Annotated in this window: 22 protein-coding genes and 1 tRNA gene; 10 read left to right on the top strand and 13 right to left on the bottom strand. The window is 70.6% G+C overall.

Features of this window, described 5'->3' with window-relative positions:
- Positions 1–832: class E sortase (locus ACWD3D_RS05225; RefSeq protein WP_451459559.1), on the top strand; the 832-nt coding region annotated here is incomplete at its 5' end.
- A gap of 64 nt (positions 833–896) precedes the next feature.
- Entirely contained in the window at positions 897–1,637 is a 741-nt protein-coding gene (locus ACWD3D_RS05220) for a class E sortase (protein WP_451459558.1), read from the top strand.
- 138 nt (positions 1,638–1,775) lie between these two features.
- Here ACWD3D_RS05220 and pknB read toward each other — a convergent pair whose 3' ends face one another.
- From pknB to ACWD3D_RS05190, 6 genes are all read right to left on the bottom strand, one after another.
- The gene (pknB, locus tag ACWD3D_RS05215) at positions 1,776–3,761 is read right to left on the bottom strand and encodes a Stk1 family PASTA domain-containing Ser/Thr kinase (protein ID WP_451459557.1); all 1,986 of its coding nucleotides are present in this window, start codon (positions 3,759–3,761) and stop codon (positions 1,776–1,778) included.
- Positions 3,762–3,929: 168 nt separating this feature from the next.
- Positions 3,930–5,384: a peptidoglycan D,D-transpeptidase FtsI family protein gene (locus ACWD3D_RS05210; protein ID WP_451459556.1), complete on the bottom strand. Its 1,455-nt coding sequence runs from the start codon at positions 5,382–5,384 to the stop codon at positions 3,930–3,932.
- Complete coding sequence (locus tag ACWD3D_RS05205) at positions 5,381–6,799, bottom strand: FtsW/RodA/SpoVE family cell cycle protein (RefSeq protein WP_451459555.1); 1,419 nt, start codon at positions 6,797–6,799, stop codon at positions 5,381–5,383. The genes ACWD3D_RS05210 and ACWD3D_RS05205 overlap by 4 nt, the downstream gene beginning before the upstream one ends.
- A 23-nt stretch (positions 6,800–6,822) precedes the next feature.
- Complete coding sequence (locus ACWD3D_RS05200) at positions 6,823–8,307, bottom strand: Stp1/IreP family PP2C-type Ser/Thr phosphatase (RefSeq protein ID WP_451459554.1); 1,485 nt, start codon at positions 8,305–8,307, stop codon at positions 6,823–6,825.
- 132 nt (positions 8,308–8,439) lie between these two features.
- Positions 8,440–8,955, bottom strand: a complete 516-nt coding sequence (locus ACWD3D_RS05195; protein ID WP_266706652.1) for an FHA domain-containing protein FhaB/FipA — start codon at positions 8,953–8,955, stop codon at positions 8,440–8,442.
- Between the two features lie 10 nt (positions 8,956–8,965).
- Positions 8,966–9,862: an FhaA domain-containing protein gene (locus ACWD3D_RS05190; protein ID WP_451459553.1), complete on the bottom strand. Its 897-nt coding sequence runs from the start codon at positions 9,860–9,862 to the stop codon at positions 8,966–8,968.
- Between the two features lie 310 nt (positions 9,863–10,172).
- On the opposite strand from ACWD3D_RS05190, the gene ACWD3D_RS05185 reads away from it, so the two are divergent.
- From ACWD3D_RS05185 to ACWD3D_RS05170, 4 genes are all read left to right on the top strand, one after another.
- Positions 10,173–10,255 (top strand) — tRNA-Leu (locus tag ACWD3D_RS05185).
- A gap of 494 nt (positions 10,256–10,749) precedes the next feature.
- Positions 10,750–12,288, top strand: a complete 1,539-nt coding sequence (locus tag ACWD3D_RS05180) for a DUF2252 domain-containing protein (RefSeq protein WP_451459552.1) — start codon at positions 10,750–10,752, stop codon at positions 12,286–12,288.
- A 60-nt stretch (positions 12,289–12,348) separates the two neighbouring features.
- Entirely contained in the window at positions 12,349–13,383 is a 1,035-nt protein-coding gene (locus tag ACWD3D_RS05175) for a J domain-containing protein (protein ID WP_451459551.1), read from the top strand.
- Between the two features lie 45 nt (positions 13,384–13,428).
- A complete protein-coding gene (locus ACWD3D_RS05170) occupies positions 13,429–13,773 on the top strand; it encodes a rhodanese-like domain-containing protein (RefSeq protein WP_451459550.1) in 345 nt (114 codons plus the stop codon).
- A gap of 190 nt (positions 13,774–13,963) precedes the next feature.
- Here the strand turns inward: ACWD3D_RS05170 and ACWD3D_RS05165 are convergent, their stop codons facing one another.
- The 5 genes from ACWD3D_RS05165 to paaA are packed head-to-tail and all read right to left on the bottom strand — an operon-like array spanning position 13,964 to position 17,635.
- Positions 13,964–15,058 (bottom strand): 2Fe-2S iron-sulfur cluster-binding protein, encoded by a 1,095-nt coding sequence (locus tag ACWD3D_RS05165; protein ID WP_451459549.1) that lies wholly within the window; start codon positions 15,056–15,058, stop codon positions 13,964–13,966.
- Positions 15,059–15,556 (bottom strand): 1,2-phenylacetyl-CoA epoxidase subunit PaaD, encoded by a 498-nt coding sequence (gene paaD, locus ACWD3D_RS05160; RefSeq protein WP_451459548.1) that lies wholly within the window; start codon positions 15,554–15,556, stop codon positions 15,059–15,061. It lies immediately after the preceding gene.
- A complete protein-coding gene (gene paaC, locus ACWD3D_RS05155; protein WP_451459562.1) occupies positions 15,550–16,251 on the bottom strand; it encodes a 1,2-phenylacetyl-CoA epoxidase subunit PaaC in 702 nt (233 codons plus the stop codon). Before paaC ends, paaD begins: the two co-directional genes overlap by 7 nt.
- Before the next feature lie 47 nt (positions 16,252–16,298).
- Positions 16,299–16,589, bottom strand: coding sequence for a 1,2-phenylacetyl-CoA epoxidase subunit PaaB (paaB, locus tag ACWD3D_RS05150; RefSeq protein WP_266706660.1), 291 nt, complete (start codon positions 16,587–16,589; stop codon positions 16,299–16,301).
- A complete protein-coding gene (paaA, locus tag ACWD3D_RS05145) occupies positions 16,586–17,635 on the bottom strand; it encodes a 1,2-phenylacetyl-CoA epoxidase subunit PaaA (protein WP_451459547.1) in 1,050 nt (349 codons plus the stop codon). Before paaA ends, paaB begins: the two co-directional genes overlap by 4 nt.
- 90 nt (positions 17,636–17,725) lie before the next feature.
- Between paaA and ACWD3D_RS05140 the strand changes: the two genes are divergently transcribed.
- Genes ACWD3D_RS05140 through ACWD3D_RS05130 form a run of 3 tightly spaced genes read left to right on the top strand, consistent with a single transcriptional unit; the run spans position 17,726 to position 21,053 of the window.
- Complete coding sequence (locus ACWD3D_RS05140; protein ID WP_451459546.1) at positions 17,726–19,048, top strand: DUF5819 family protein; 1,323 nt, start codon at positions 17,726–17,728, stop codon at positions 19,046–19,048.
- Positions 19,045–20,343, top strand: a complete 1,299-nt coding sequence (locus ACWD3D_RS05135) for an HTTM domain-containing protein (protein WP_451459545.1) — start codon at positions 19,045–19,047, stop codon at positions 20,341–20,343. Before ACWD3D_RS05140 ends, ACWD3D_RS05135 begins: the two co-directional genes overlap by 4 nt.
- On the top strand, positions 20,340–21,053 hold the full coding sequence (locus tag ACWD3D_RS05130; protein WP_451459544.1) for a TrmH family RNA methyltransferase: 714 nt from the start codon (positions 20,340–20,342) through the stop codon (positions 21,051–21,053). The genes ACWD3D_RS05135 and ACWD3D_RS05130 overlap by 4 nt, the downstream gene beginning before the upstream one ends.
- A 91-nt stretch (positions 21,054–21,144) precedes the next feature.
- On the opposite strand, the gene paaN is transcribed toward ACWD3D_RS05130, so the two are convergent.
- Positions 21,145–22,854, bottom strand: a complete 1,710-nt coding sequence (gene paaN / locus ACWD3D_RS05125) for a phenylacetic acid degradation protein PaaN (protein WP_451459543.1) — start codon at positions 22,852–22,854, stop codon at positions 21,145–21,147.
- 122 nt (positions 22,855–22,976) lie between these two features.
- On the opposite strand from paaN, the gene ACWD3D_RS05120 reads away from it, so the two are divergent.
- Positions 22,977–23,606, top strand: coding sequence for a TetR/AcrR family transcriptional regulator (locus tag ACWD3D_RS05120; RefSeq protein WP_451459542.1), 630 nt, complete (start codon positions 22,977–22,979; stop codon positions 23,604–23,606).
- Between the two features lie 37 nt (positions 23,607–23,643).
- Here the strand turns inward: ACWD3D_RS05120 and ACWD3D_RS05115 are convergent, their stop codons facing one another.
- Entirely contained in the window at positions 23,644–24,156 is a 513-nt protein-coding gene (locus tag ACWD3D_RS05115) for an Lrp/AsnC family transcriptional regulator (RefSeq protein ID WP_451459541.1), read from the bottom strand.
- Between the last annotated feature and the right edge of the window lie 21 nt (positions 24,157–24,177).

Here is a 24,177-nt window from a genome sequence, read left to right as displayed (position 1 = left end):
GGCGGAGCGGCGGAGAGCGGCCAAAGCGGGCGGGCGCCGCAGGGCGCCGCAGCAGCCGGGCCCCTCCGCGGGGAGCGGCCCGGGCGCGGGACCGGGGGGTACCCAGCCCGCCCGGCCGATGTCTCGGGTGGAGGCCCGCAGGGCGGCCCGCGCGGCCAAGGACAGTCCGGCCGTGGTCGTGAGCCGGGTCGTCGGTGAACTCTTCATATCGCTCGGTGTGTTGATGCTGCTGTTCGTCGCCTACCAGCTCTGGTGGACCAACGTCCGGGCCGACCGGATCGCGGGGCAGGAGACCCACAAGATCCAGGACCAGTGGGCGGCCGGCGAGCGGGACCCCGGGACCTTCGCGCCGGGCCAGGGCTTCGCGATCATCCACATCCCGAAACTCGACGTGGTCGCGCCCATCGCGGAGGGCACCAGCAAGGAGAAGGTGCTCGACCGGGGCATGGTCGGCCATTACGGCGAGGGTGCGCTGAAGACCGCGATGCCCTCGGACCCCCGGGGCAACTTCGCGCTGGCCGGTCACCGCAACACCCATGGTGAGCCGTTCCGTTACGTCAACAAGCTGAAGCCGGGCGACAAGGTCGTGGTCGAGACCCAGGACGCCTACTACACGTACGAGATGACGAAGACCCTCGCGCAGACCTCGCCGTCCAACGTGTCGGTGATCGACCCGGTGCCCGCGGGGTCCGGTTTCACGGCGCCCGGCCGGTACATCACCCTGACGACCTGTACGCCGGAGTTCACCAGTACCTACCGTCTGATCGTCTGGGGCAAGATGGTCGACGAGCGGCCTCGGAGCAAGGGCAAGCCCGACGCTCTTCTGGACTGACGGCAGTGCGCTCGGGGGCGGAACGTCCCGGCGGCGGACAACCCCACGACAAGGGACGGTTGCGGTGGCGACGAGGACCGAGTACGAGGCGCGGGCCGACGAACCCGCGCCCTCGCCCGCGACGGAGCCGGCCGGGCGTCATCGGGTCGCGGCGGCCGTCAGCGTCTTCGGTGAACTCCTCATCACCGCGGGACTGGTGCTCGGCCTCTTCGTGGCGTACTCCCTGTGGTGGACCAACGTGGTGGCCGACCACGAGGCCGACAAGCAGAGCCACGCCGTCCGCGACGGCTGGATGGCGGACGCCGGACCGGGCGAGCTGAACACCGAGGGCGGCATCGGTTTCCTCCACGTGCCCGCCATGAAGAACGGCGAGGTGCTGGTCAAGAAGGGCACCGAGACCTCGGTGCTCAACGACGGTGTCGCCGGCTACTACACCGACCCCCTCCCGGCCGCGCTCCCCTCCCACGACCCGGGGAACTTCACGCTCGCCGCGCACCGGGACGGTCACGGCGCGAAGTTCCACAACATCGACAAGCTGCACGACGGTGACGCGATCGTCTTCGAGACCAAGGACACCTGGTACGTCTACAAGGTCTTCAAGACGCTCCCGGAGACCTCGAAGTACAACGTGGACGTGCTCCAGCAGGTGCCGAAGGAGGCCGGAGTGACCAAGCCCGGCCACTACATCACCCTGACGACCTGCACGCCCGTCTACACCTCGAAGTACCGCTACATCGTCTGGGGCGAGCTGGTGCGCACGGAGAAGGTCGACAGCGACCGTACGCCCCCCGCCGAACTGCGCTGACCGTCCGAGCGGGCCGGCTCCTCCGCAGCACCGGACGCGCCACGAAGGAAACGTCGTTCCGGCGTATCACCCGTAGAACATACGAATGGGCCTGGACCACCTCGGTGGTCCAGGCCCATTCGTATGCACGTGCTGGGGTCAGTGCCCCATGTTGCCGAAGAGGCCGTCCCCGCCGCCGCCCACGGTCTTCACGTTGACCGCGCTGCCCTTGGCGACCTGCTGGTTGGTCTGCGGGTCGGAGCCGATGACGCGGGCGTTGTCGTCGGACGAGCCGTCGACGCTGCCCAGGGTCAGGCCGCTCTGGGCGAGCAGGTTCTTCGCGTCGCCGAGGGTCTGTCCGGCCAGGTTCGGGACGGCCACCTGCTCGGGCTGCGGCGGTCCCTTGGAGACCTTCAGCACGATCTGGACGTCCTTGGCCTGCTGGGTGTTGGCGTCCGGGGTCTGCCCGACCACGGTGCCCGCCGGAGACGTCGAGTCGACATCGGTCCGCGAGATGTTCGTGAACTCGAGGGCGACCAGCTGGGCCTGCGCCTGTTCGAAGGTGCGGCCGGACGTCGAGAGATCCGGCATGGTGATGAGCTTCTCCTCGGCGACGGTGATCGTCACCTCGGACTCCTTCTCGGCCTCGGACCCGCCCTCCGGGCTCTGCTTGGTGACCGTGCCCGGGGTCGCGTCGGACTGCTCGCTCTCCACCTTGACGGTGAAGCCCTTCTCCTCCAGCTGCTTGCGGGCGTTGTCCTTGGACTTCTCGGTCACGTCCGGGACCTCGACCTTGGGCGCACCGGAGGAGACGTGGACCGTGACGGTCGCGTTCTTCTGGATGTCACCGCCGGAGGGGTCCTGGTCGCAGATCTTGCCCTTCTCCTGGTCCTCGCACGGCTTCTCGTCACCGACCTTGAGGACCAGATCGGAGTTGGTGGCGAGCCGTTGGGCCTCCTCGACCGTCGATCCGACCATGTTCGGTACCGCGACGGTGCCCGAGTCCGACTTCTCGCTGAAGACGGCGCGGCCGATCAGGATGGCCCCGATCAGCACGAGCACGCCCGCCACCACGAGGATGATCGTCGAGGTGTTGTTCTTCTTCTGGCGCCGCCGGCCGGGGCGGTCGTCGTAGCCGTAGCCGCCGTCGTCGGGGTTGAGCGGCGGCATCATCGACGTCTGCGGGCCGCCGCCGTTGTCCGCGGCGCGCAGGGCGGTGGTGGGCTGGTCTCCGCCGTAGCCGCCGTCGTACCCGCCGTAGCCCCCGTAACCGGCCGCGCCCATGGCGGCAGCCGCGGCGACCGGGCGGCCGTCGAGGCAGGCCTCGATGTCGGCGCGCATCTCGTCGGCGGACTGGTAGCGGTAGTCGGGGTCCTTCGTGAGCGCCTTCAGCACGATCGCGTCCATCTCGGGCGTGATCTCGGGGTCGAAGTTGCTCGGCGGCTGCGGTTCCTCGCGGACGTGCTGGTACGCCACCGCGACGGGCGAGTCCCCGATGAAGGGCGGCCGGACCGCGAGCAGCTCGTACAGCAGGCAGCCGGTGGAGTACAGGTCGGAGCGGGCATCGACCTGCTCGCCCTTGGCCTGCTCCGGGGAGAGGTACTGGGCGGTGCCGATGACCGCGGCGGTCTGCGTCATCGTCATGCCGGAGTCACCCATCGCACGGGCGATGCCGAAGTCCATGACCTTGACCTGGCCGGTGCGCGTCAGCATGACGTTGGCCGGCTTGATGTCACGGTGCACGATCTGGGCGCGGTGCGAGTACTCCAGCGCCTGGAGGATGCCGACCGTCATCTCCAGGGTGCGCTCGGGCAGCAGTCTGCGGCCGGAGTGCAGGAGTTCCCGGAGCGTCGAACCGTCGACGTACTCCATCACGATGTACGGGATCGAGACCCCGTCCACGTAGTCCTCGCCGGTGTCGTAGACGGCGACGATCGCGGGGTGGTTGAGAGAGGCGGCAGACTGGGCCTCACGGCGGAACCGGGCCTGGAAGGACGGATCGCGGGCCAGATCGGCCCGGAGCGTCTTCACGGCTACGGTGCGGCCGAGCCGGGTGTCGTGCGCGAGGTACACCTCGGCCATGCCACCACGGCCGAGCACCGAGCCCAGTTCGTACCGGCCGCCGAGGCGACGCGGCTCTTCCATCACTGTTCCAGCCCTCTCCGTCAGTCCCGACCGCACCCGTGTGTGGTCCGGCGGTGCGCTGTCCGCGCATACGCTACCGGGCACGCGCGACACGTTCGGCCCGCACCCGTCAGCCGATATCCGACCGGTATCCCGATGTCCGGTATGACGGTCAGGCGTCCGGCCCCGCTACTTGCCGTCGATCACGGCCTTCATGACGGCCTTCGCGATCGGGGCGGCCAGACCGCCACCGGAGATGTCGTCGCGGTTGGCCTTGCCGTCCTCGACGACGACCGCTACGGCGACCGGGGAGCCCTTGGCGGTCTTCGCGTACGAGATGAACCAGGCGTACGGCTTCTCACTGTTGTTCAGACCGTGCTGTGCGGTACCCGTCTTGCCGCCCACGGTGACACCGTCGATCTTCGCGTTGGTTCCCGTGCCGTTCTGGACGACGGTTTCCATCATCTGCTGGATCTTCTGGGCGTTCTCCGCCGAGAGCGGCCGGCTCATCTCCTTCGGCTCGGCCGTGTAGATGGTGTCCGTGTTCGGCGCCTCGCGCGCGGCGACCATGTACGGCTGCATGAGCTTGCCGTCGTTGGCGATGGCCGAAGCCACCATGGCCATCTGGAGCGGGGTGGCGCGGTTGGACGCCTGGCCGATGCCCGCCATCGCGTTCTGCGACGGGTTGTCCTCGGGGAAGACGCTCTTGTCGGCGCGGACCGGGGTGAAGACCTCTTCGTTGAAGCCGAACTTGTTGGCTTCCTCGATCATCTTCTTGTTGCCGAGGTCGGCGCTGATCTTGCCGAAGACGGTGTTGCAGGACCAGCGGAGGGCTTCCCGGAGCGACGCGTTCTCGCAGGGGATGGTGCCCTCGTTCTTGAGCGGCTGCTGGGTCAGGGGGATGTTGTAGGGGAGCGGCGACTTGGTCGGATCGTCGATGCTGTCGTAGAGACCGTTCTCCAGGGCGGCCGCGGCCGTGACGACCTTGAACGTCGAACCCGGCGGGTAGGTCTCGCGCAGTGCCCGGTTGAGCATCGGCTTGTCCTTGTCCGCGAGAAGCTTCGCGCGGGCGTCGGAGTCCTTCTCGGAGTTGCCGGCGAAGACCGAGGGGTCGTAGGACGGCGTGCTGGCCAGGGCCAGGATGGCGCCGGTCTGCGGGTCGAGCGCGACGGCCGCGCCCTTCAGGTCGCCGAGTCCCTGGAAAGCGGCCTTCTGCGCGGCGCCGTTGAGGGTGGTGACGACGTTGCCGCCCTGCTTCTCGTCGCCGGTGAACATCGACAGGGTGCGGTTGAAGAAGAGCTGGTCGTCGTTGCCCGTGAGGATGCCGTCCTCGATGTTCTCCAGCTGCGTGGAGTCGAACGCCTGCGAGGAGTATCCGGTGACCGGGGCCCACATGGGCCCGTCCTTCCAGACCCGCTTGTACTTGAAGTCGCTGCCGTTCGTCTCGACCGAGCCCGTGACGGCCTTGCCGTCGACGATGATGTCGCCGCGCTCGTGCGCGTATCGCTCGATCCGGACGCGACGGTTCTCGTCACGCGAGTTCAGCTCGTCGGCGCGGACGTACTGGAGGTAGTTCGTACGGACCAGCAGGGCCAGGATGAGGATCCCGCAGAAGATCGCGATCCGGCGCAGGGGCTTGTTCACGGACGGACCACCTGAGTCATCTCGGCGTCGGGCGAAGGGGCGGGGGCGGGCGCCGGGCGGCGCGCGGTGTCGCTGATCCGGATGAGGATGGCGATCAGCGCCCAGTTGGCGAGCACGGACGAACCGCCGTACGCCAGGAACGGCATCGTCATACCGCTGAGCGGGATCAGGCCCATCACACCGCCGGCGACGACGAAGACCTGGATGGCGAACGCGCCGGAGAGACCGACGGCCAGGAGCTTGCCGAACGGGTCGCGGGCGGCGAGCGCGGTGCGGATGCCGCGCTCCACGATCAGGCCGTAGACCAGCAGGACCGCCATCATCCCGGCCAGGCCGAGCTCCTCGCCGACGGTGGAGAGGATGAAGTCCGCGTTGGCGGCGAAGAGGATCAGGTCCGAGTGGCCCTGGCCGAGTCCGGTGCCGAGGGTGCCGCCGGAGCCGAACGACATCAGGGACTGGGCGATCTGTTCGCTCGCGCCGCTGCCGCCGGTGCCGAACCCCTTGAACGGGTCGAGCCAGGCGTCGACGCGCTGCTGGACGTGCGGCTCGAAGGTCGCGACACCGACCGCGCCGGCCGCGGACATCAGCAGACCGAAGACGATCCAGCTGGTCCGCTCGGTCGCCACGTAGAGCATGACGATGAAGAGGCCGAAGAAGAGGAGCGAGGTGCCGAGGTCGGTCTCGAAGACCAGGATCAGGATCGACAGCGCCCAGATGGCCAGGATCGGGCCGAGGTCACGGCCGCGGGGGAGGTACATCCCCATGAAGCGGCGGCTCGCCAGGGCCAGCGCGTCGCGCTTCACCATGAGATAGCCGGAGAAGAAGATCGCGATGAAGATCTTCGCGAACTCCCCCGGCTGGATGGAGAAGGGGCCCAGGCTGATCCAGATCTTCGCGCCGTTCACCGCGGGGAAGAAGATCGGGGAGATCAGCAGGACCAGCGCGACGACCATGGAGATGTACGTGTAGCGCTGGAGCACGCGGTGGTCCTTGAGGACCATCAGCACGGCGACGAAGAAGGCGACTCCGATCGCCGAGTACAGCAGCTGCTTGGGCGCGTCCGGGCTGTAGGTGTACCCCATCTGTTCCGCGCGCTGGATCAGCCGCTGCGACTGGTCCAGGCGCCAGATCAGCACCAGTCCCAGGCCATTGAGCAGGGTGGCCAGCGGCAGTAGCAGCGGGTCGGCGTACGGCGCGAACTTGCGCACGGCGAGGTGGGCCACGCCACCGAGCAGGACGAGCCCGGCGCCGTAGCCGAGCATGCCGGACGGCAGCTTGCCGTCGATGGCGAGACCGACGTTGGCGTACGCGAACACCGAGATGGCGATGGCGAAGACCATCATCATCAGTTCGGTGTTGCGGCGGCTCGGTGCGTCGATCGCGCCGATGGTGGTCGTGTTGGTGACAACGCTCATGGTGCTGTGGGCCCCCTACGGCCTTACTGCTTACCGCACTGCGGGACCAGCTTCTGCTCTTCCTCCGAGAGGCTGGGGCCGGGAGTGGGGGTCGCTGCGGTCGGCTTCGTCTCCTTGGCGGTCTCCTTGTCGGAGGCCGTCGTGGAGGTCTTGTCGGCAGAAGCGGCTGCCTCGGCGGCCTGCTTCTCGGCCGCTCGGCGCTGAGCGTCCTTCTTGCAGGCGGTGGCCTGGAGCGACAACTGGTCGACCTTCTCGCGGGCGTCGGCGAGGCTGCCCTCGGCGATCGTCTCCTCGACCTGCTTGCGCTGGTACGGCGGCAGGTACTTGAGTTCGATCTCCGGGTGATCCTTCTCGACCTTCGAGAGCGAGACCCAGCCGAGGTCCTGGCTGATGCCCTGGAACAGGGCGACGTTGTCGTTCTTCGCGCCCACGTAGTACTGCGTCTGCGTCCAGCGGTAGCCGCCGTACACACCGCCGCCCACGATCGCCAGGGCGAGCACGACGTAGAGCGACCGCTTGAGCCACCTGCGTCCGCCGGGCTTGACGAAGTCGTCCTCGGTGTACGAGTCGAAGGAACCGTGCGGCCCGTCGCCGTAACCGGAGTCCGAACCGCTGCCGGGAGGGCCGAAGCCTCCGGCGGGCGGCGGCACGGGACGTCCGAGGCCGGCCGCGCGTCCGGCCGGGGTCTGCATGGCCCCGCCGTCGCTGAGCTGAGCCTGGTTCTCCGCGACCGCGCCGACGATCACCGGGGTGTCGCTGAGGTGGCCGGCCAGGGTGTCGTTGCTGTCGGCGTCCAGGACGTCGGCGACGATGCAGGTGATGTTGTCCGGTCCGCCGCCGCGCAGGGCGAGCTGGATGAGCTCCTGGATGGTCTCCTGGGGGCCCTGGTAACTGGCGAGCGTCTCTTCCATCGTCTGGTGCGAGACGACGCCGGAGAGGCCGTCGGAGCAGATGAGGTAGCGGTCGCCGGCCCGGACCTCGCGGATCGAGAGGTCGGGTTCGACGTGGTCGCCACTGCCCAGGGCCCGCATCAGCAGGGAGCGCTGCGGGTGGGTGGTGGCCTCCTCCTCGGTGATCCGGCCCTCGTCCACCAGACGCTGCACCCAGGTGTGGTCCTGGGTGATCTGGGTGAGAAGTCCGTCGCGCAGCAGGTACGCGCGGGAGTCGCCGACGTGCACCAGGCCGAGGCGCTGGCCCGTCCAGAGCAGAGCGGTGAGCGTGGTGCCCATGCCCTCCAGCTGGGGGTCCTCCTCGACCATGACGCGAAGCTGGTCGTTGGCCCGCTGCACGGCGGTGCCGAGCGAGGTGAGGATGTCCGAGCCGGGCACGTCGTCGTCGAGCTGGACGAGCGTGGAGATCACCTCGGAGCTCGCGACCTCACCGGCGGCCTGGCCGCCCATGCCGTCGGCGATCGCGAGGAGCCGGGGACCGGCGTAGCCGGAGTCCTCGTTCCCCTCCCGGATCATGCCCTTGTGCGATCCGGCGGCGAAACGCAAGGAAAGACTCATGCGCACCTCGCCCGTCGGTTCGGGGTACAGCCGGTCTTGTCGAGCCACACTGCCCACCCTCCGGTCGGGAGCCTGGCCGCGTCCTTCGTCAGGACCGCCGCGGCTCGCTCGCTCCGCTCGCTCATTGTCGTACTACTTCCGCAGCTCGATGACGGTCTTGCCGATACGGATCGGCGCACCCAGCGGAACAGGCGTCGGGGTGGTGAGACGGGTCCGGTCGAGATACGTGCCGTTGGTGGACCCGAGATCCTCGACGATCCACTGGCCGTCCCGGTCGGGGTAGATCCTGGCATGCCGACTGGACGCGTAGTCGTCGTCCAGCACGATCGTTGAATCGTGGGCACGGCCCAGCGTGATGGTCTGGCCCTGGAGCGCGACCGTGGTGCCCGTGAGGGAGCCTTCGGAGACGACCAGTTTGGTCGGTGCGCCGCGGCGCTGACGCGCCGGCTGCTGGCGCTGCTGCGGCGGTGCGGCCGCCTGTTGGCGGGCCTGCTGCGGACGCGTCTCGGTACCCGTACGGCGTGAGCCGCGCTGGGTGACGCGCGTTCCGAACAGATCGCTGCGGATGACCTGTACGGCCACGATCACGAACAGCCACAGAACAGCCAGGAAACCTAGCCGCATGACCGTCAGGGTCAGCTCTGACATTGCCCCCGCTTCACCCTTCGGCTTGCCGGTAAACGATGGTGGTGTTGCCCACGACGATCCGCGAGCCGTCGCGGAGCGTAGCGCGGGTGGTGTGCTGCCCGTCCACCACGATGCCGTTGGTGGACCCGAGATCCTGGATCGTCGAGGGCGTTCCGGTCCGGATCTCACAGTGCCGGCGTGATACGCCGGGGTCGTCGATCCGCACGTCGGCTTCGGTGCTGCGTCCCAGCACCAGCGTCGGGCGGGAGATCTGATGGCGGGTGCCGTTGATCTCGATCCAGCGCCTGACCTGCGTCTCCGGCAGAGGGCCGGAGGGCACGGGAGGGCGGCGCCGGTCGTTCGAGGGGCCGGCCGGTCGTCCACCGGCCGGCGGCGGGGCCGCGGGCATCGGAGGAGCGGCGGCGGGCGGATAGCCGTAGCCACCCGGGGGCTGGTACCCCGGTGCCGGGCGCTGGGCGCCGTAGGCGTCGGGACGGCCGCCGCGGGACTGGTCGGGCCTGCCTTGCGGAGGGGCGGGGTCCTGCTGCGAGGTGCTCGACGCGAGGGTGCGGCTGCGTACGCGGTAGAGGCCCGTGTCCAGGTCCTCCGCCTTCTCCAGGTGGACCTTGATCGGTCCCATGAAGGTGTAGCGCTGCTGCTTCGCGTAGTCCCGTACGAGCCCGGACAACTCGTCGCCGAGCTGTCCGGAGTAGGGGCTGAGTCGCTCGTAGTCGGGAGCGCTCAGTTCGACGATGAAGTCGTTGGGGACGACCGTCCGCTCGCGGTTCCAGATCGTCGCGTTGTTGTCGCACTCGCGCTGGAGCGCACCCGCGATCTCGACCGGCTGGACCTCGGACTTGAAGACCTTGGCGAAGGTGCCGTTGACCAGACCTTCGAGACGCTGCTCGAAACGCTTCATGACTCCCATGGGGCACCTCCTCCGGTGTCATCGTCCCTGTACTGCTTACTGATCGTATCCACGCCCGGGGAAAACGGCTGGTTCCCCTTGTCTGCACGGCGGATGAGTGTCCCCTCTCACACGGATCGTAGAGGTGGCCACATGACAGTGTCCCGCACACGAGGTGCTCCCGGCGGGAGTAGGGAGATGGTTCCGCGTTCCCGCTTCCCGCTGGGGAGTCCCCGAAACAACGGATGTGAATCCTCCCCGCTCAGCGTGCTAATCTTCCGTTGTCGCCAGGGAGAAGCGCCGAAAGGTGCGAGGAACTGGACACCACTTTGCGCGAGTGGCGGAACGGCAGACGCGCTGGCTTCAGGTGCCAGTGTCCTTAGGGACGTGGGGGTTCAAATCCCCCCTCGCGCACAACGAGTAGCTGGAAACAGCTGCTGGCTCGGATTCGAAAGAACCCCCGCACCGGAGAGATCCGGGGCGGGGGTTCTTCGTTGTGCCCGTAACGTTCGGCCGGGATGGCCAGGGCGGTTCCGGACGGGTCGGCGGGGAGGTCGGGGTGGTTCCGGTCGGTTCGGGCGATGTGCCGTGTTTCACGTGAAACATCGCCGCTCGGTGCGCGCGTGGCGATGGCTTGTCGGTGCGTGCCGGTCCCGCCCGGCGCCGGTGCGCGTTCTTCTGCGCGTGCCCCGCACCGCCTTGAGCCACGGCCACGCCCGCCGCGGGCCCGGCGCCGTGGGACGCCTTGCTCCGTCACGGTTTTACTCGCTCTTTGGCCTGTTCAGCGACTTGTCCACAGGCTGGGGCGGTAGTTGTCCACAGGGGCCGACGGCCCGGGACGAACGGCGGTACGGTCATGGCCCGTTGGGGACGACAGGACCGCTGATGGGCGGGGGAGGCGGTTTTCCATGAGTGGGACTGAAGCTGTGATCGATGTACTGGGCTTGTCGGGACCGTCGGACGCGACCGTGACGGATGTCCGGGTGTCCGTGGGCGGCGTGGCTCCGGATGGCCTGGTGGCAGGGGTGCCGGCTCCGGGGGTCCCGGTGCCCGGAGTACCCGGGGCGCGCATTCCGGTGGTCGCGGGGTTCGCGCGGCGGACGGAGGAGTCCTCGCGCAAGGCGGCGGGCCGGGCGTTGCGCGAGCGGGTGCCGCGAGCCTCCCACGCGTCGCTGGTGCTTCCGGCGGGGCGGCCGGACGCGGTGCGGGCGGTCGAGGAGTCGAACAAGGGCCGGGTGCCGGGTCTGACTCCGATACGGGTGGGGAGGATGGCGGCCACCCCCTTCGCGTTCCTGCGCGGAGCGGCGGGGCTCATGGCTCACGACCTCACCGGGACACCCGTCACCGGTGTGGGCGCGCAGCTCTGCGGTGACGCGCACGCGGCCAACTTCGGCCTGTACGGGGACGCGCGGGGAAATCTCGTCATCGACCTCAACGACTTCGACGAAACGGTCTTCGGTCCCTGGGAGTGGGACCTCAAGCGGCTGGCGGCCTCCTTCGTGCTTGCCGGCCGGGTGGCAGGCGCCGACGAGGACACCTGCCGCAAGGGCGCGTACGACGCGGCGGGCGCGTACCGGCGGACGATGAGGCTGCTGGCCCGGCTGTCCGCGCTCGACGCCTGGAACGCCATCGCGGACGAGGCGCTCGTCTCGCACGCGGACGCGCGGGATCTCCTCGGCACGCTGGAACGGGTCTCGGAGAAGGCCCGGAAGAACACGAGCGCCCGGTTCGCCGCCCGGTCGACGGAGGAGTCGGAGGACGGCGGGCGCCGGTTCGTGGATGCCCGGCCGGTGTTGCGGCGGGTGCCGGACGCGGAGGCGGCGGCTGTCGCGGCGGGGCTGGGCGGCTATCTGGAGACGCTCCCGGAGGACCGGGTACCGCTGCTCGCGCGTCACGCGATCCATGACGTGGCCTTCCGGGTGGTGGGGACGGGCAGCGTGGGGACCCGTTCGTACGTGGTGCTGCTGCTCGACCACCGGAGGGAGCCGCTGGTGCTCCAGGTGAAGGAGGCCCGGCCGTCCGCGCTGACGCCACATCTGCCCGCCGTCGGATTCGACGTTCCCGCGGTGGAGCACGAAGGGCGCCGGGTGGTGCTCGGGCAGAAGCGGATGCAGGTCGTCAGCGACCACCTGCTCGGCTGGGCCGAGGTCGAGGGGCGTCCCTACCAGGTGCGGCAGTTCAGGAACCGCAAGGGCAGTGTCGATCCGGCGGCGCTGGCCCCGGCCGAGGTGGACGACTACGCGCGGATGACCGGTGCCCTGCTCGCGCGGGCCCACGCGCACAGCGCAGATCCGCGTCTGCTCGCCGCGTACTGCGGGAAGAACGACGAGCTGGAGGAGGCGGTGGCCGACTTCGCCGTGACGTACGCGGACCGGACCGAGGCGGACCACGCCGAACTGCTCAAGGCCGTCAAGTCCGGACGGATAGCCGCGGAGCTGGGGGTCTGATTGCAGGTGGCGGCCCCCACCGGGTCCTCGGTGGGCCCGGCGGGGCCATACGCTGGACGGGTGACCGACGAAGCCGCCGGGGTGGACACCTCCCGGAACGACGATGACCGGCAGAGCCCCGACCAGGTCCAGGATGCGGTGGGCGCGGACGTGCCCACCGCCGACGTGCCCACCGCCGACGCGCCTTCCGGGGCCGGCACGCCTTCCGGGGCCGGCACGGCGCCCGGTGCAGAGGGTGCAGAGGGCGCAGAGAGCACCGGGGGCGCTGAGGGTGCTGAGCCCTCCGGAGAGGACGGGGTGCCGGGTGCCGACGGTGCCGCCGCCCGGCCGGAGGCGCGGCTCGCCAGGGCCGTGCAGGCGGCCGAGCAGGCGTTGATCGAGTTCGAGATCGCGGTGGAGACCTTCCGGGTCGAGGTGGAGAACTTCTCCCGGTTGCACCACCAGAAGCTCGGCCCGATGTACGCCCGTCTCGACGAGCTGGACGCCCTGATCGCGGAGGCCACGGCAGCCAGGAGCGGCGATCCTGAGGACGCCCGCAAGGCACGGGAGGCGCGCGCCGCGGTCATGCCGATGCCAGGGGTGGAAGAGCTGTTCCACGGCTGGATGGACTCGGAGGGGCTCTACCCCGAGGCCGTCGCCATGCTTACCGAGCAGTCGGTCCGGCCTCCGAAGCGGGTGCGTCCCAGCGACGAGGCCCGCAAGCTCTACCGTGAGCTGGCTCGCAAGGCTCACCCCGATCTGGCGAGGGACGAGGCCGACCGGCAGCGGCGGGACGAGTTCATCGCCCGGGTCAACGCGGCGTACGGGCGCGGTGACGTGCCGCTGCTCAAGGAACTCGCCGGGGAGTGGGCGGCGGACCCGGTGCTGCCGCCGGTGCTGCTCAGCGAGAGCGAGGAGCTGTACGCCCGGCTGGAGTGGCTCAGCCGTCGCAAGGAGCTGCTGACGGTGCTGGCGCAGGAGCTGGAACAGAGCGCGATCGGCTCGATGCTGCGGATGGCGCCGGACGACCCGGACCAGCTGTTGGTGGACATCGCCGACCAGCTGCTCGGCGAGGTGTCCCGGCGGGAGGCAGAGCTCGCGGAGCTGGTGCAGTAGCGTTCGACAGACGGTGTCCCGTATGTACGAGAGAAGGCATGACCCATGAATTTCGCCCCGCTGCCCTCGGTGGACGTCGCTGCGGTGCCGTCGGACGGCTTCGTGCTCGACGTCCGTGAGAACGACGAATGGGCGGCCGGTCATGTCGAGAGCGCCCTGCACATCCCGATGAGCGACTTCGTCAGCCGTTTCGGCGAGCTGACGGAGGCGGCCGAGGACGGCCGCCGCGTGCATGTGATGTGCCGTGTCGGCGGGCGTTCCGCGCAGGTGACGCAGTACCTCGTCCAGCAGGGCATCGACGCGGTGAACATCGACGGCGGCATGCTCGCCTGGGACGGCGCGGGCCGTCCGATGGTCGCGGACGGCGGCGCGTCGCCCTTCGTGCTCTGAGAGTGGCCGCGAGCCTCTGGCGGTCTCCGGTGAGTTCCGAGACCGGCTGACGGCTGGGGTACCCGGGTATCCGGGGCTTCTGAGACCTCCGGGGCCCCGGTGGCACGCGTACCAGAACGGACGTGGGCCCCTGGGGCCGCCCGGCCCGTCCCGTGGTGGATCTCGCCATGGAGGCGCGGTACGGCTCCGGTCAGCGGTCGAAGTCGATGGCCACCTCGGGGGTGAGCGGATGCGACTGGCAGGCCAGCACGAAGCCCGCCTCGGTCTCCTCCGGCTCCAGGGCGTAGTTCCGGTCCATCCGCACCTCACCCCGGACGAGGAAGGCACGACAGGTACCGCAGACACCGCCTTTGCAGGCGTACGGCGCGTCCGTGCGCCCGCGGAGCACCGTCTCCAGCAGGGAATCGCCGTTTTCGACCGGCCAGCTGCCCGAACGGCCGTGCAGGGTCGCGGTCAGCGTCGCCTCAGCGGGGACCTCGGCGCCTACCGGGCCCGCGGGAACCGCGTTCGAGGCAGTCGTTCCCGCAGCCGGGGGCGGGGCGTCCGCCACGTGGAAGATCTCCTGGTGGATACGGCCGCGGTCGACGTTCAAGGCGCGCAGGGCCTGTCGGGCTTCCCGCACCAGTCCGTACGGCCCGCAGAGGAACCACCCGGCGACGTCCGTCACGGGAAGCAGGGCGGGCAGCAGCGTGGTGAGCCGCTGCTGGTCGAGCCGCCCGGCGGGCAGTCCTGCCGCCTGCTCTTCCCGGGAGAGCGCGGTGACGAGGTGGAAGCGGTCCGGGTAACGGTCCTTGAGGTCCGCCACCTCGTCGAGGAACATCGTCGACGCCACCGTCCGGTCGCCGCGCACGAGGCAGAACCGGGCCAGGGGTTCGCGGGCGAGCAGGGTCGAGGCGATCGACAGGACCGGGGTGATGCCGCTGCCGCCGACCACCGCCGCGAAGAGCCCCGGCCGGGGCTTCAGCGTGAAGCGCCCGGTCGGCGGCATCGCCTCCACCCGGTCGCCGACCGCGAGTTCCTTGAGCGCGTACGTCGAGAAGGTGCCGCCGTCCACCAGGCGGATGCCGACCCGGAGCACCGGTGGGTCCGGTGCGGCCACGGCGGGGGAGCAGAGCGAGTAGGACCGCCGGATCTCCTCGCCATCCGCTGTTTCGTAGCGGATGTTGAGGTGCTGGCCCGGCATGTGGCGGAAGGTCTCCCGCAGTTCGGCCGGGACGTCGAACGTCACGGCCACCGCGTCGTCCGTGATGCGTTCGACGGCGTCGACCCGGAGCGGATGGAACATCTACAACTCCTTGAAGTGGTCGAAGGGTTCGCGGCAGTCGGTGCATCTGCGCAGCGCCTTGCAGGCGGTGGAGGAGAACCTGCTGAGCAGTTCGGTGCGGGTCGAGCCGCAGTGCGGGCAGCGCACGGCGAGAGCCAGCGGTACCGCCCCCTCCGGATCCCGCGCGGGGCGCGGGGGTGCGATGCCGGACGCGGCGAGCTTGCGGCGGCCCTCCGCCGTGATGTCGTCCGTGGACCACGGGGGTGTCAGCGTGGTGATCACCGAGATCCCGGTCATGCCGTGGTTCCGGAGGGCCTCTTCGATGTCGTGGGCCATGGTTTCCACGGCGGGGCAGCCGGTGTAGGTCGGGGTGAGGGTGACGGTGACGCGGTCGGGCCCGTCCACCCGTACGTCGCGCAGGACGCCGAGTTCTTCGAGGGTCACCACTGGTAGCTCAGGGTCGGGTACGGCTCCGGCGATCCGGCGCAGCTCCTCCTCCAGCGGGGTCGTGGTCACCATGACGCCCCCGGGTGGCTGCGGTGGAGGTGCTGCATCTCGGCGATCATCCGTCCGAAGGGTTCGGTGTGCAGTCCCTGGCGGCCGGCTCCCGCCTTCCACGCGCCGGTCCTCGGGCCGGTGGGCAGTGCGAGGGTGGCCCGCTCCACCACGTCCGTGACCGTGGCGAGCCAGTCGTCGCCGAGGGTCTGCCAGTCCACGTCCACGCCCTCGACCGGCTGGAGGAGCTCACCGGTGAACTTCCAGAGTCCGTCGAGGCCTTCACGCATCCGTCGGTGGCTCTCCTCGGTGCCGTCGCCGAGGCGAAGGGTCCACTGCTCGGCGTGGTCCTGGTGGTAGGCGACCTCCTTGACCGCCTTCGCGGCCAGGGCCTGGAACTCGCCCTGCCCGGCCGCCAGTCGCTCGTACAGCAGGCGTTGGTAGACGGAGAAGTAGAGCTGGCGGGCGATGGTGCGGGCGAAGTCGCCGTTCTCCTGCTCGACCAGCTGGGCGTTGCGGAAGGCGCGTTCTTCGCGGAGGTAGGCGAGTTCGTCCTCGTCGCCGACGAGGGAGAGGAGCACGCGGGCCTGGCCGAGCAGGTCCAGCGCGATGTTGGCGAGGGCGACCTCCTCCTCCAGCACCGGGGCGTGCCCGGCCCACTCCCCCAGCCGGTGCGAGAGCACCAGCGCGTCGTCGCCCAGCGCGAGGGCACCGGCCAGGAGCCGGGGCGGCGCCGCGGCCCTGGTCGCGCCGTGCGGGGTGGTGGTCACAGGTGCCGCACCCCTTCCGGGATCTCGTAGAAGGTCGGGTGGCGGTAGGGCTTGTCGGCGGCCGGTTCGAAGAAGGAGTCCTTCTCGTCGGGGGAGGAGGCGGTGACCGAGGTGGAGGGCACCACCCAGATCGAGACGCCCTCGGCGCGGCGGGTGTAGAGGTCGCGCGCGTTGCGCAGCGCCATGGTGGCGTCGGGGGCGTGCAGGCTGCCGGCGTGGGTGTGGGAGAGCCCCCGGCGGGAGCGGACGAACACCTCCCACAGGGGCCAGTCGGTCGAGCCGCTCATGCCGTCGCCTCCGCGTTCGTGTGCCGGGCCGGGGTCGTGGGCGGGATCGGGTGCTGCGGGGGTGTGCGGTGGGCCTGCTTCGCCGCGTACGCGGCTGCGGCGTCACGGACCCAGGCGCCCTCTTCGTGGGCGTGACGGCGCTGGGCGAGCCGCTCGTCGTTGCACGGGCCGTTGCCCCGGAGCACCTCCTGGAACTCGGTCCAGTCGATGGCGCCGAAGTCGTGCCGGCCCAGGGCGTCGTTCCACCGGAGGTCGGGATCGGGGAGCGAGAGGCCGAGGGCCTCGGCCTGGGGCACGCAGATGTCGACGAACCGCCGGCGGAGTTCGTCGTTCGAGTGCCGCTTGATCTTCCAGGCCATCGACTGGGCTGAGTGCGCGGACGCGTCGTCCGGCGGGCCGAACATCATCAGCGACGGCCACCACCAGCGGTCCACCGCGTCCTGCGCCATCGCGTGCTGGGCCGGTGTGCCTCGGCTCAACGTCAGCAGGAGTTCGTACCCCTGCCGCTGGTGGAAGGACTCCTCCTTGCAGATACGGACCATCGCGCGGGCGTACGGGCCGTACGAGCAGCGGCACAGCGGCACCTGGTTGGTGATGGCGGCGCCGTCCACCAGCCAGCCGATCGCGCCCACGTCCGCCCAGGTCAGGGTGGGGTAATTGAAGATCGAGGAGTACCGCTGGCGGCCGGCGTGGAGTCTGTCCAGCAACTCGGCCCGACTGGTGCCCAGGGTCTCCGCGGCGCTGTAGAGGTACAGGCCGTGGCCCGCCTCGTCCTGCACCTTGGCCATCAGGATGGCCTTGCGGCGGAGGGAAGGGGCCCGGGTGATCCAGTTGGCCTCCGGCTGCATGCCGATGATCTCGGAGTGCGCGTGCTGGGCCATCTGGCGGACCAGAGAGTCCCGGTACGCGTCCGGCATCCAGTCGCGGGGCTCGATCCGCTCGTCCGCGGCCACCGTGGCCTCGAACGATGCCGCGCGGCCGTCCTCCCCTGCCGCTGCGGCGTCCGCGCCGCCCGATGGCTGCCGTCCCGCGGCCACTGTCGCCATGACCACTCCGTCCCGACCGATCGTTCGGTCCATCGACTTCAATGGTCGGCCGGTGGACCGTAGGGTGTCAACCCTGTGGATGACCGAGGGATGATCGACGACGATCGGGGCGGGATGGAATCGGATCGCGGGGGGCGCTCGAACCGGTTGGCCGACGGGAGCGAGGAGCCGGCCGGGGAACGCGAGGGCGTGCCGCCCGGAGAGGCGTCACCGGGACCCGCCGGGGTTTCCGCCGCAGGGCCGGGTGAGCCCGCCGCCCCGGAACCGGTCGAGGAGCAGCGCGGTGAACGGCGCGGTGAGCAGCGCGGTGAACGGCGCGGTGAGCAGCACGGTGAACGGCCGGACGAGCGGCCCGCGGGGCGCCCGGACGAGCGCCCCGGCGGGGCTGGGGGCGCCGGAGCGGCCGGCCCCGAGGGATCAGGTTCCGAGGCGGTCGCCGCCGGGGAGAGCCCCGGTGGACGGGCCGCTGCCCGGAGCGAGGGCGCGACGGAGTCCGGGGCGCCGCCGGCTGCTTCCTGGCCGCCCGGAACGGACGGCCACGAGCCCGCGCCGGGGCCCGACGAACACGAGCCGGGCCGCGGTCACGACGGCGAATCCGCCGCCCCGGGCGCCGCGCCGCGCGGGGCGGGCGAGGAGAGCGCCGAGGGCCGCGAAAGGGGTGCGGGGGGTGCCGACGGCCCGGGTGGGCCTGGCCCCGAGGCCGGGACGCTGTCCGGTGCCGCGTCGGGTCCGGCGCGGGCCGGGATAGCCGGGCTGTCGACCCCGTACCGGTTCGTCGTGGGGGTCGTGATGGTCGTCGTCGGCCTGTTCACCTGCGTCCACCTGGCCATGGTCTTCCTGCACGTCGCTCCGTCGAACACTCTGTCCAAAGAGGGCGGAGAGACCATCGACGACTGGATCTATCCGGAGTTCGAGCAGAACTGGAAGCTCTTCGCTCCCAACCCGCTCCAGCAGAACATCGCCGTGCACGTCCGGGCCGAGATCGTCGACGCGGACGGAGACCGCCGCACCACCCCCTGGATGAGTCTCAGCGCGGAGGACGGCGAGGCGATCCTGCACAACCCGCTGCCCAGCCACGCGAACCAGAACGAGCTGCGCCGGGCCTGGGACTTCTACGTCAACAGCCATGACGACAAGAACCGTTCGACCGGGACGCGCGGAGCACTCGCCGAGGCGTATCTGCGGCGCATCGTGATGCTGCGTCTGGGCGAGCACGATTACGGCGGGACCGTCGACCGCATCCAGCTGCGTTCGTCGTCCCGCCGGGTCTCGGCGCCCTCGTGGAGCAACGAGAGGATCGGCACGCAGCCCATGTACCGCGAGCTCGCGTGGTGGACCGTTTCCGCCACCGATCTGCCCGAGGGCAGCGTGGCGGCGGCCGGAGCCGCGCCCGGCGAGGAGGCCGACCAGTGACCACCGTCCCCACGGCGGGTGCCACCGCCCCCCGCCCGCCCGCGGGCCCGCTCGGCCGTTCCGTCCAGCGGATCACCGCCGCCGCCCTCGGTCCGTACCAGAGCGCGGTGATACGGATCGGGTTCACCGCCACGTATCTGCTGTTCCTGCTGCGGGAAGTGCCGCACCGGCAGGAGCTGTACGGGCCGGACGGCCCGTGGGGGTGGGACCTGGCGCACCGGCTGATATCCGAGAACGACGCCTTCTCCGTCCTGATGTGGTCGGACAGTTCCGTGTGGTTCGAGGCGGTCTACGCGCTCACCCTCGTATCGGCGTTCTGCACGATGATCGGGTGGCGTACCCGGACGATGTCCGTGCTGTTCATGGTCGGGGTCCTTTCGATCCAGAACCGCAACGTCTTCATGGGCGACGGCGGTGACAACGTCGTCCATCTGATGGCGGTCTACCTCGTGCTGACCCGCTGCGCGCAGGTGTGGTCGCTCGACGCGCGGCGGGCCGTACGGAACGCGGCGCGCCGGGCCCAGGGGCTGCGCCCGGCCCGGGACGTCGTCGGTCCGGTGCTCTGGGCGGTGCTCGGGCCGGTGCTGCTGGTCGCCCAGGTGCAGGGCGGATTGGGCGGCACCTGGTGGTTGCCGACCCTGCTGTGGGTGCTGTGGCTGGGGTCCGCCGCCCGGTGGGCCGTGGACCGGCACGCGCCGAACGGTGAGACCCGGGTGCTGCTCGACGTGGTGGCCCACATCGTCCACAACGCCACGCTCGTGGTGATCATGGCGGAGGTCTGCCTGATCTACTCCACCGCGGGCTGGTACAAGATCCAGGGTTCGCGCTGGCAGGACGGCACCGCGCTGTACTACCCGCTCAAACTCGACTACTTCACCCCGTGGCCCGAGCTCTCGAACGTGATCGCGGCCAGCTCGATCATGGTCATGGTGGTGACGTACGCGACGGTGATCGTGCAGGTGGCGTTCCCGTTCACGCTCTTCAACCGGCGGGTCAAGAACGTCCTGCTGGTCGTGATGATGGGTGAGCACGCGGGAATCGCGGTCCTGCTGGGGCTGCCCTTCTTCTCCATGGCGATGATCTCGGCGGACGCGGTCTTCCTGCCCACGGTCTTCCTGGTGTGGCTCGGCGCGCGGGCCGGCGCCGGCCGGGACCGGCTGCTGAACCGGGTCGGCCGGCGTACGGGCGCCGTGCGCGTGCCCGGTCCGCGCGAGCCCGCCGGGAAGGGGACCGCGGGGCCGGGCGGGGAGGCCCCGCCGCGTCCGGGCGACGGGGGCCATACGCTCGTCGGGTGAGCAGTGAGACCGGCAGTACAGAGGAATTCGTGCCCTTCGTGGCCGAGGGGCCCGATCCGGCCCTCGAACCGGCGCAGTACGACGACGGGTTCGGGAACGAGATCGGCGTCGGACCGCATCCGGCCCCCTGGCCCACGGGGGAGCGGTACGACCCCGAGCTGCTGGCGGGCGGCGACCGGCGCAACGTGGTGGACGAGTACCGCTACTGGACGCGCGAGGCGATCGTCGCCGATCTCGATCTGCGGCGCCACGACTTCCACGTGGCGGTGGAGAACTGGGGCCACGACTTCAACATCGGCTCGGTCGTCCGCACGGCCAACGCCTTCCTCGCGAAGGAGATCCACATCGTCGGCCGGCGGCGCTGGAACCGGCGCGGCGCCATGGTCACCGACCGCTACCAGCACGTGCGTCACCATCCCGACACCGCCGGCCTGACCGCCTGGGCGGCGGCGGAGGGGCTGCCGATCATCGGGATCGACAACCTCCCCGGGGCCGTGCCGCTGGAGCGGACCGTACTGCCCCGGCGCTGTGTGCTGCTCTTCGGGCAGGAGGGCCCGGGCCTCACGGAGGAGGCCCGGGCCCACGCCTCGATGGTCTGCTCGATCGCGCAGTTCGGCTCGACGCGGTCGATCAACGCGGGTGCCGCCGCCGCCGTCGCCATGCACGCGTGGGTGCAGCGGTACGCGGAGGTGCCGGACCCCTCGGCCTGACCCGGCCAGGCCCGGCCTGCCGCTCGGCCTGGCTCGGCCTGCCGCTCGGGGCTGCCGCCTCGGCCCCGGTGGGTGGCCTCGGGGCCGGCTCTCAGGCCTGGCGGCGGACCTCGATGGTGCGGAAGCGTCCCGAGACGAAGGCGCCGTCGCACAGGGCCGCGTTCGCCGCCGGGTTGCCGCCCGAGCCGTGGAAGTCGGAGAACGCCGCCGTCTGGTTGACGTAGACCCCGCCGGTCAGGTTCAGCGAGAGCTGGGCCGACTCCTCCAGGCAGACCTGCTCGATCGCGCTCTCCACCTCGGGGGAGGTGGTGTACGCGCCGACCGTCATCGCGCCCTTCTCCCGGATCGTGCGGCGCAGCAGCTGCACCGCGTCGGCGACCGTGTCCACGGCGACCGCGAAAGAGACCGGGCCGAAGCACTCGGAGAGGTGGACGGGGTCGCCGCCGTCCGGGCCGGGTTCCTTGGCGAGGACCTTCAGGACGACCGGCGTCCGGACCACCGCGTCGGGGAATTCGGGGTGCGGCACCTCACGCGTGGCCAGGGCCACCTCGCCGAGGTCCGGCGCGGCTTCGATCCTGGCCCGCACGTCCGGGTTGACCAGCGCGCCGAGCAGGGCCGTGGCGCGCGCGTCGTCGCCGAGGAGCCCTTCGATCGCCCCCGCGAGGTCGGCGACCACCTCGTCGTACGTCCGGGGGCCGGCCTCGGTGGTGATGCCGTCGCGGGGGACGAGGAGGTTCTGCGGGGTGGTGCACATCTGGCCGCTGTAGAGGGAGAGCGAGAACGCGAGGTTGGCGAGCATGCCGGAGTAGTCGTCGGTGGAGTCGATCACGACCGTGTTGACCCCGGCCTTCTCCGTGTACACCTGGGCCTGGCGGGCGTGGGTCTCCAGCCAGTCGCCGAAGGCGGTGGAGCCGGTGTAGTCGATGATCCGGACCTCCGGGCGTACCGCCAGCTCCTTGGCGATTCCCTCCCCGGGCCGCTCGGCGGTCAGCGCGACGAGGTTGGGGTCGAACCCGGTCTCGGCGAGCACGTCCCGGGCGATCCTGACGGTGAGCGCGAGCGGCAGTACGGCGCGCGGGTGCGGCTTGACGAGGACGGGGTTGCCGGTGGCCAGCGAGGCGAACAGGCCCGGGTAGCTGTTCCAGGTGGGGAAGGTGTTGCAGCCGATCAGCAGCGAGACACCGCGGCCCACCGCCGTGAACGACTTCCGCAGCCGGAGCGGGTCGCGCTTGCCCTGCGGCTTGGACCAGTCGGCCCCGGCGGGGGTGCGGAGCTGCTCCTCGTACGCGTACGCCACCGCTTCCAGACCACGGTCCTGGGCGTGCGGGCCGCCCGCCTGGAAGGCCATCAGGAACGCCTGCCCGCTGGTGTGCATGACCGCCTGCGCCAGTTCGTGCGTGCGGGCGCCGATGCGCGCCAGGATCTCCAGGCAGACCAGCGCCCGCGCTTCGGGCCCCGCGTCCCGCCAGGCCGCCGTGCCGGCGCGCATCGCGGGCAGCAGGACGTCGGGGTCGGCGTGCGGGTACTCGATGCCCAGCTCGGGGCCGTACGGGGAGACCTCGGCGCCCGCCCAGCCGTCCGTGCCGGGCTGGCCGAGGTCGAACCGGGTGTGCAGCAGGGCGTCGAAGGCGGCCTTGCCCTCGGCCGCCCCGAGGCTGCCGGGTGCCCCGCCCTCGCCGTACGCCTTGGGGTGCTCCGGGTGGGGCGACCAGTAGGCGCGGGTCCGGATGGCGTCGAGGGCCTGGTCGAGCGTGGGCCGGTGGGTCTCGGACAGCTTCTGGAGGGAGAGCGCGGCGGCCATGGCGGACCAACTCCTCATCGAGCCGGGCGGGGACGTGCTGACGGAGTCAGAGTAACCGAACGATCGGTCGGTACAAGGGCCCCGGACGACCTGTGGACGACTCATGGGGGAGGATCGCGTTCATGACCACGGCCAAGCGGGACACGTACACCCCGGAGACTCTGCTGGCCGTCGCCGTGCGGGTCTTCAACGAGCGCGGATACGACGGCACGTCCATGGAGCACCTCTCCCGGGCGGCGGGCATCTCGAAGTCGTCGATCTACCACCATGTGGCGGGCAAGGAAGAGCTTCTGCGCCGCGCGGTGAGCCGGGCGATCGACGGGCTCTTCCGGATTCTCGACGAGCCGGGCGCGGTCCGGGGGCGCGCGGTCGAGCGGGTCGAATACGTCACCCGCCGCACGGTGGAGGTGCTGATGGCCGAGCTGCCGTACGTCACCCTGCTGCTGCGCGTCCGGGGCAACACGAAGACCGAGCGCTGGGCGCTGGAGCGGCGTCGCGAGTTCGACCAGCGGGTGTCCGCCCTGCTGAAGGCGGCCGTCGCGGACGGGGATCTGCGGGCCGACGTGGACATACGGCTGGCCACCCGGCTGCTGTTCGGCATGGTGAACTCGCTGGTCGAGTGGTACCGCCCGCAGCCCGAAGGGGCCGCCGGAGGTTCGGGCGGCGGCGCGGAGGTGGTCACCCCGGTGGACGATCTGCCGGGGACCGTCGTACGGCTGGCCTTCGAAGGGATGCGTTCCGCCGGCCGGTGACGGTCGGCGGGCCACCCCGGGCGCCGGTACGGGTGGGTCAGGCGAGTTCGGCGGGACGGTCCGGAGCGTGGCCCAGCTCCGTCTCCTCGAACACCAGCAGGGTGCGGGTGGAGAGCACTTCGGGAATGGCCTGAATCCGGGTGAGGACCAGCTCGCGCAGCGCGCGGTTGTCCGGCGTGTGGACCAGCAGCAGCACGTCGAAATCGCCGCTGACCAAAGCGATGTGGGTGGCCCCCGGGAGCGCCTGGAGCTGCTCGCGCACGGTCCGCCAGGAGTTCTGCACGATCTTGAGCGTGATGTAGGCGGACGCCCCCTGCCCGGCCCGCTCGTGGTCGATCCGGGCGCTGAACCCGCGGATGACCCCGTCCTCCACCAGCCGGTTGATGCGGGCGTAGGCGTTGGCGCGCGACACGTGCACCTGCTCGGCGACGGCCCGTATCGAGGCCCGGCCGTTGGTGCGGAGGATGCGCAGGATGTCGCGGTCGACGGCGTCCAGCGGACGGGCCGGTGGTGTCTGCCCGGTCCCCTCGGCCATTCGTTCAGCTGTCATGCCCCCGCGCCTCCCTGTTGT

The organism is Streptomyces sp. NPDC002690 (assembly GCF_053592415.1).
This window is presented reverse-complemented; position numbering and strand designations above follow the sequence as displayed.

What these genes read in the sequence shown, in the direction of transcription:
- ACWD3D_RS05120 (WP_451459542.1), top strand. Translation starts at nt 22,977, where the DNA reads ATGACCACGGCCAAGCGGGACACGTACACCCCGGAGACTCTGCTGGCC.
- paaA (WP_451459547.1), bottom strand. Translation starts at nt 17,635, where the DNA reads ATGGCGACAGTGGCCGCGGGACGGCAGCCATCGGGCGGCGCGGACGCC.
- ACWD3D_RS05165 (WP_451459549.1), bottom strand. Translation starts at nt 15,058, where the DNA reads ATGTTCCATCCGCTCCGGGTCGACGCCGTCGAACGCATCACGGACGAC.
- ACWD3D_RS05200 (WP_451459554.1), bottom strand. Translation starts at nt 8,307, where the DNA reads ATGAGTCTTTCCTTGCGTTTCGCCGCCGGATCGCACAAGGGCATGATC.
- ACWD3D_RS05195 (WP_266706652.1), bottom strand. Translation starts at nt 8,955, where the DNA reads ATGTCAGAGCTGACCCTGACGGTCATGCGGCTAGGTTTCCTGGCTGTT.
- paaB (WP_266706660.1), bottom strand. Translation starts at nt 16,589, where the DNA reads ATGAGCGGCTCGACCGACTGGCCCCTGTGGGAGGTGTTCGTCCGCTCC.
- ACWD3D_RS05190 (WP_451459553.1), bottom strand. Translation starts at nt 9,862, where the DNA reads ATGGGAGTCATGAAGCGTTTCGAGCAGCGTCTCGAAGGTCTGGTCAAC.
- ACWD3D_RS05140 (WP_451459546.1), top strand. Translation starts at nt 17,726, where the DNA reads ATGATCGACGACGATCGGGGCGGGATGGAATCGGATCGCGGGGGGCGC.
- ACWD3D_RS05180 (WP_451459552.1), top strand. Translation starts at nt 10,750, where the DNA reads ATGAGTGGGACTGAAGCTGTGATCGATGTACTGGGCTTGTCGGGACCG.
- ACWD3D_RS05170 (WP_451459550.1), top strand. Translation starts at nt 13,429, where the DNA reads ATGAATTTCGCCCCGCTGCCCTCGGTGGACGTCGCTGCGGTGCCGTCG.
- pknB (WP_451459557.1), bottom strand. Translation starts at nt 3,761, where the DNA reads ATGGAAGAGCCGCGTCGCCTCGGCGGCCGGTACGAACTGGGCTCGGTG.
- paaD (WP_451459548.1), bottom strand. Translation starts at nt 15,556, where the DNA reads ATGGTGACCACGACCCCGCTGGAGGAGGAGCTGCGCCGGATCGCCGGA.
- ACWD3D_RS05115 (WP_451459541.1), bottom strand. Translation starts at nt 24,156, where the DNA reads ATGACAGCTGAACGAATGGCCGAGGGGACCGGGCAGACACCACCGGCC.
- ACWD3D_RS05205 (WP_451459555.1), bottom strand. Translation starts at nt 6,799, where the DNA reads ATGAGCGTTGTCACCAACACGACCACCATCGGCGCGATCGACGCACCG.
- paaN (WP_451459543.1), bottom strand. Translation starts at nt 22,854, where the DNA reads ATGGCCGCCGCGCTCTCCCTCCAGAAGCTGTCCGAGACCCACCGGCCC.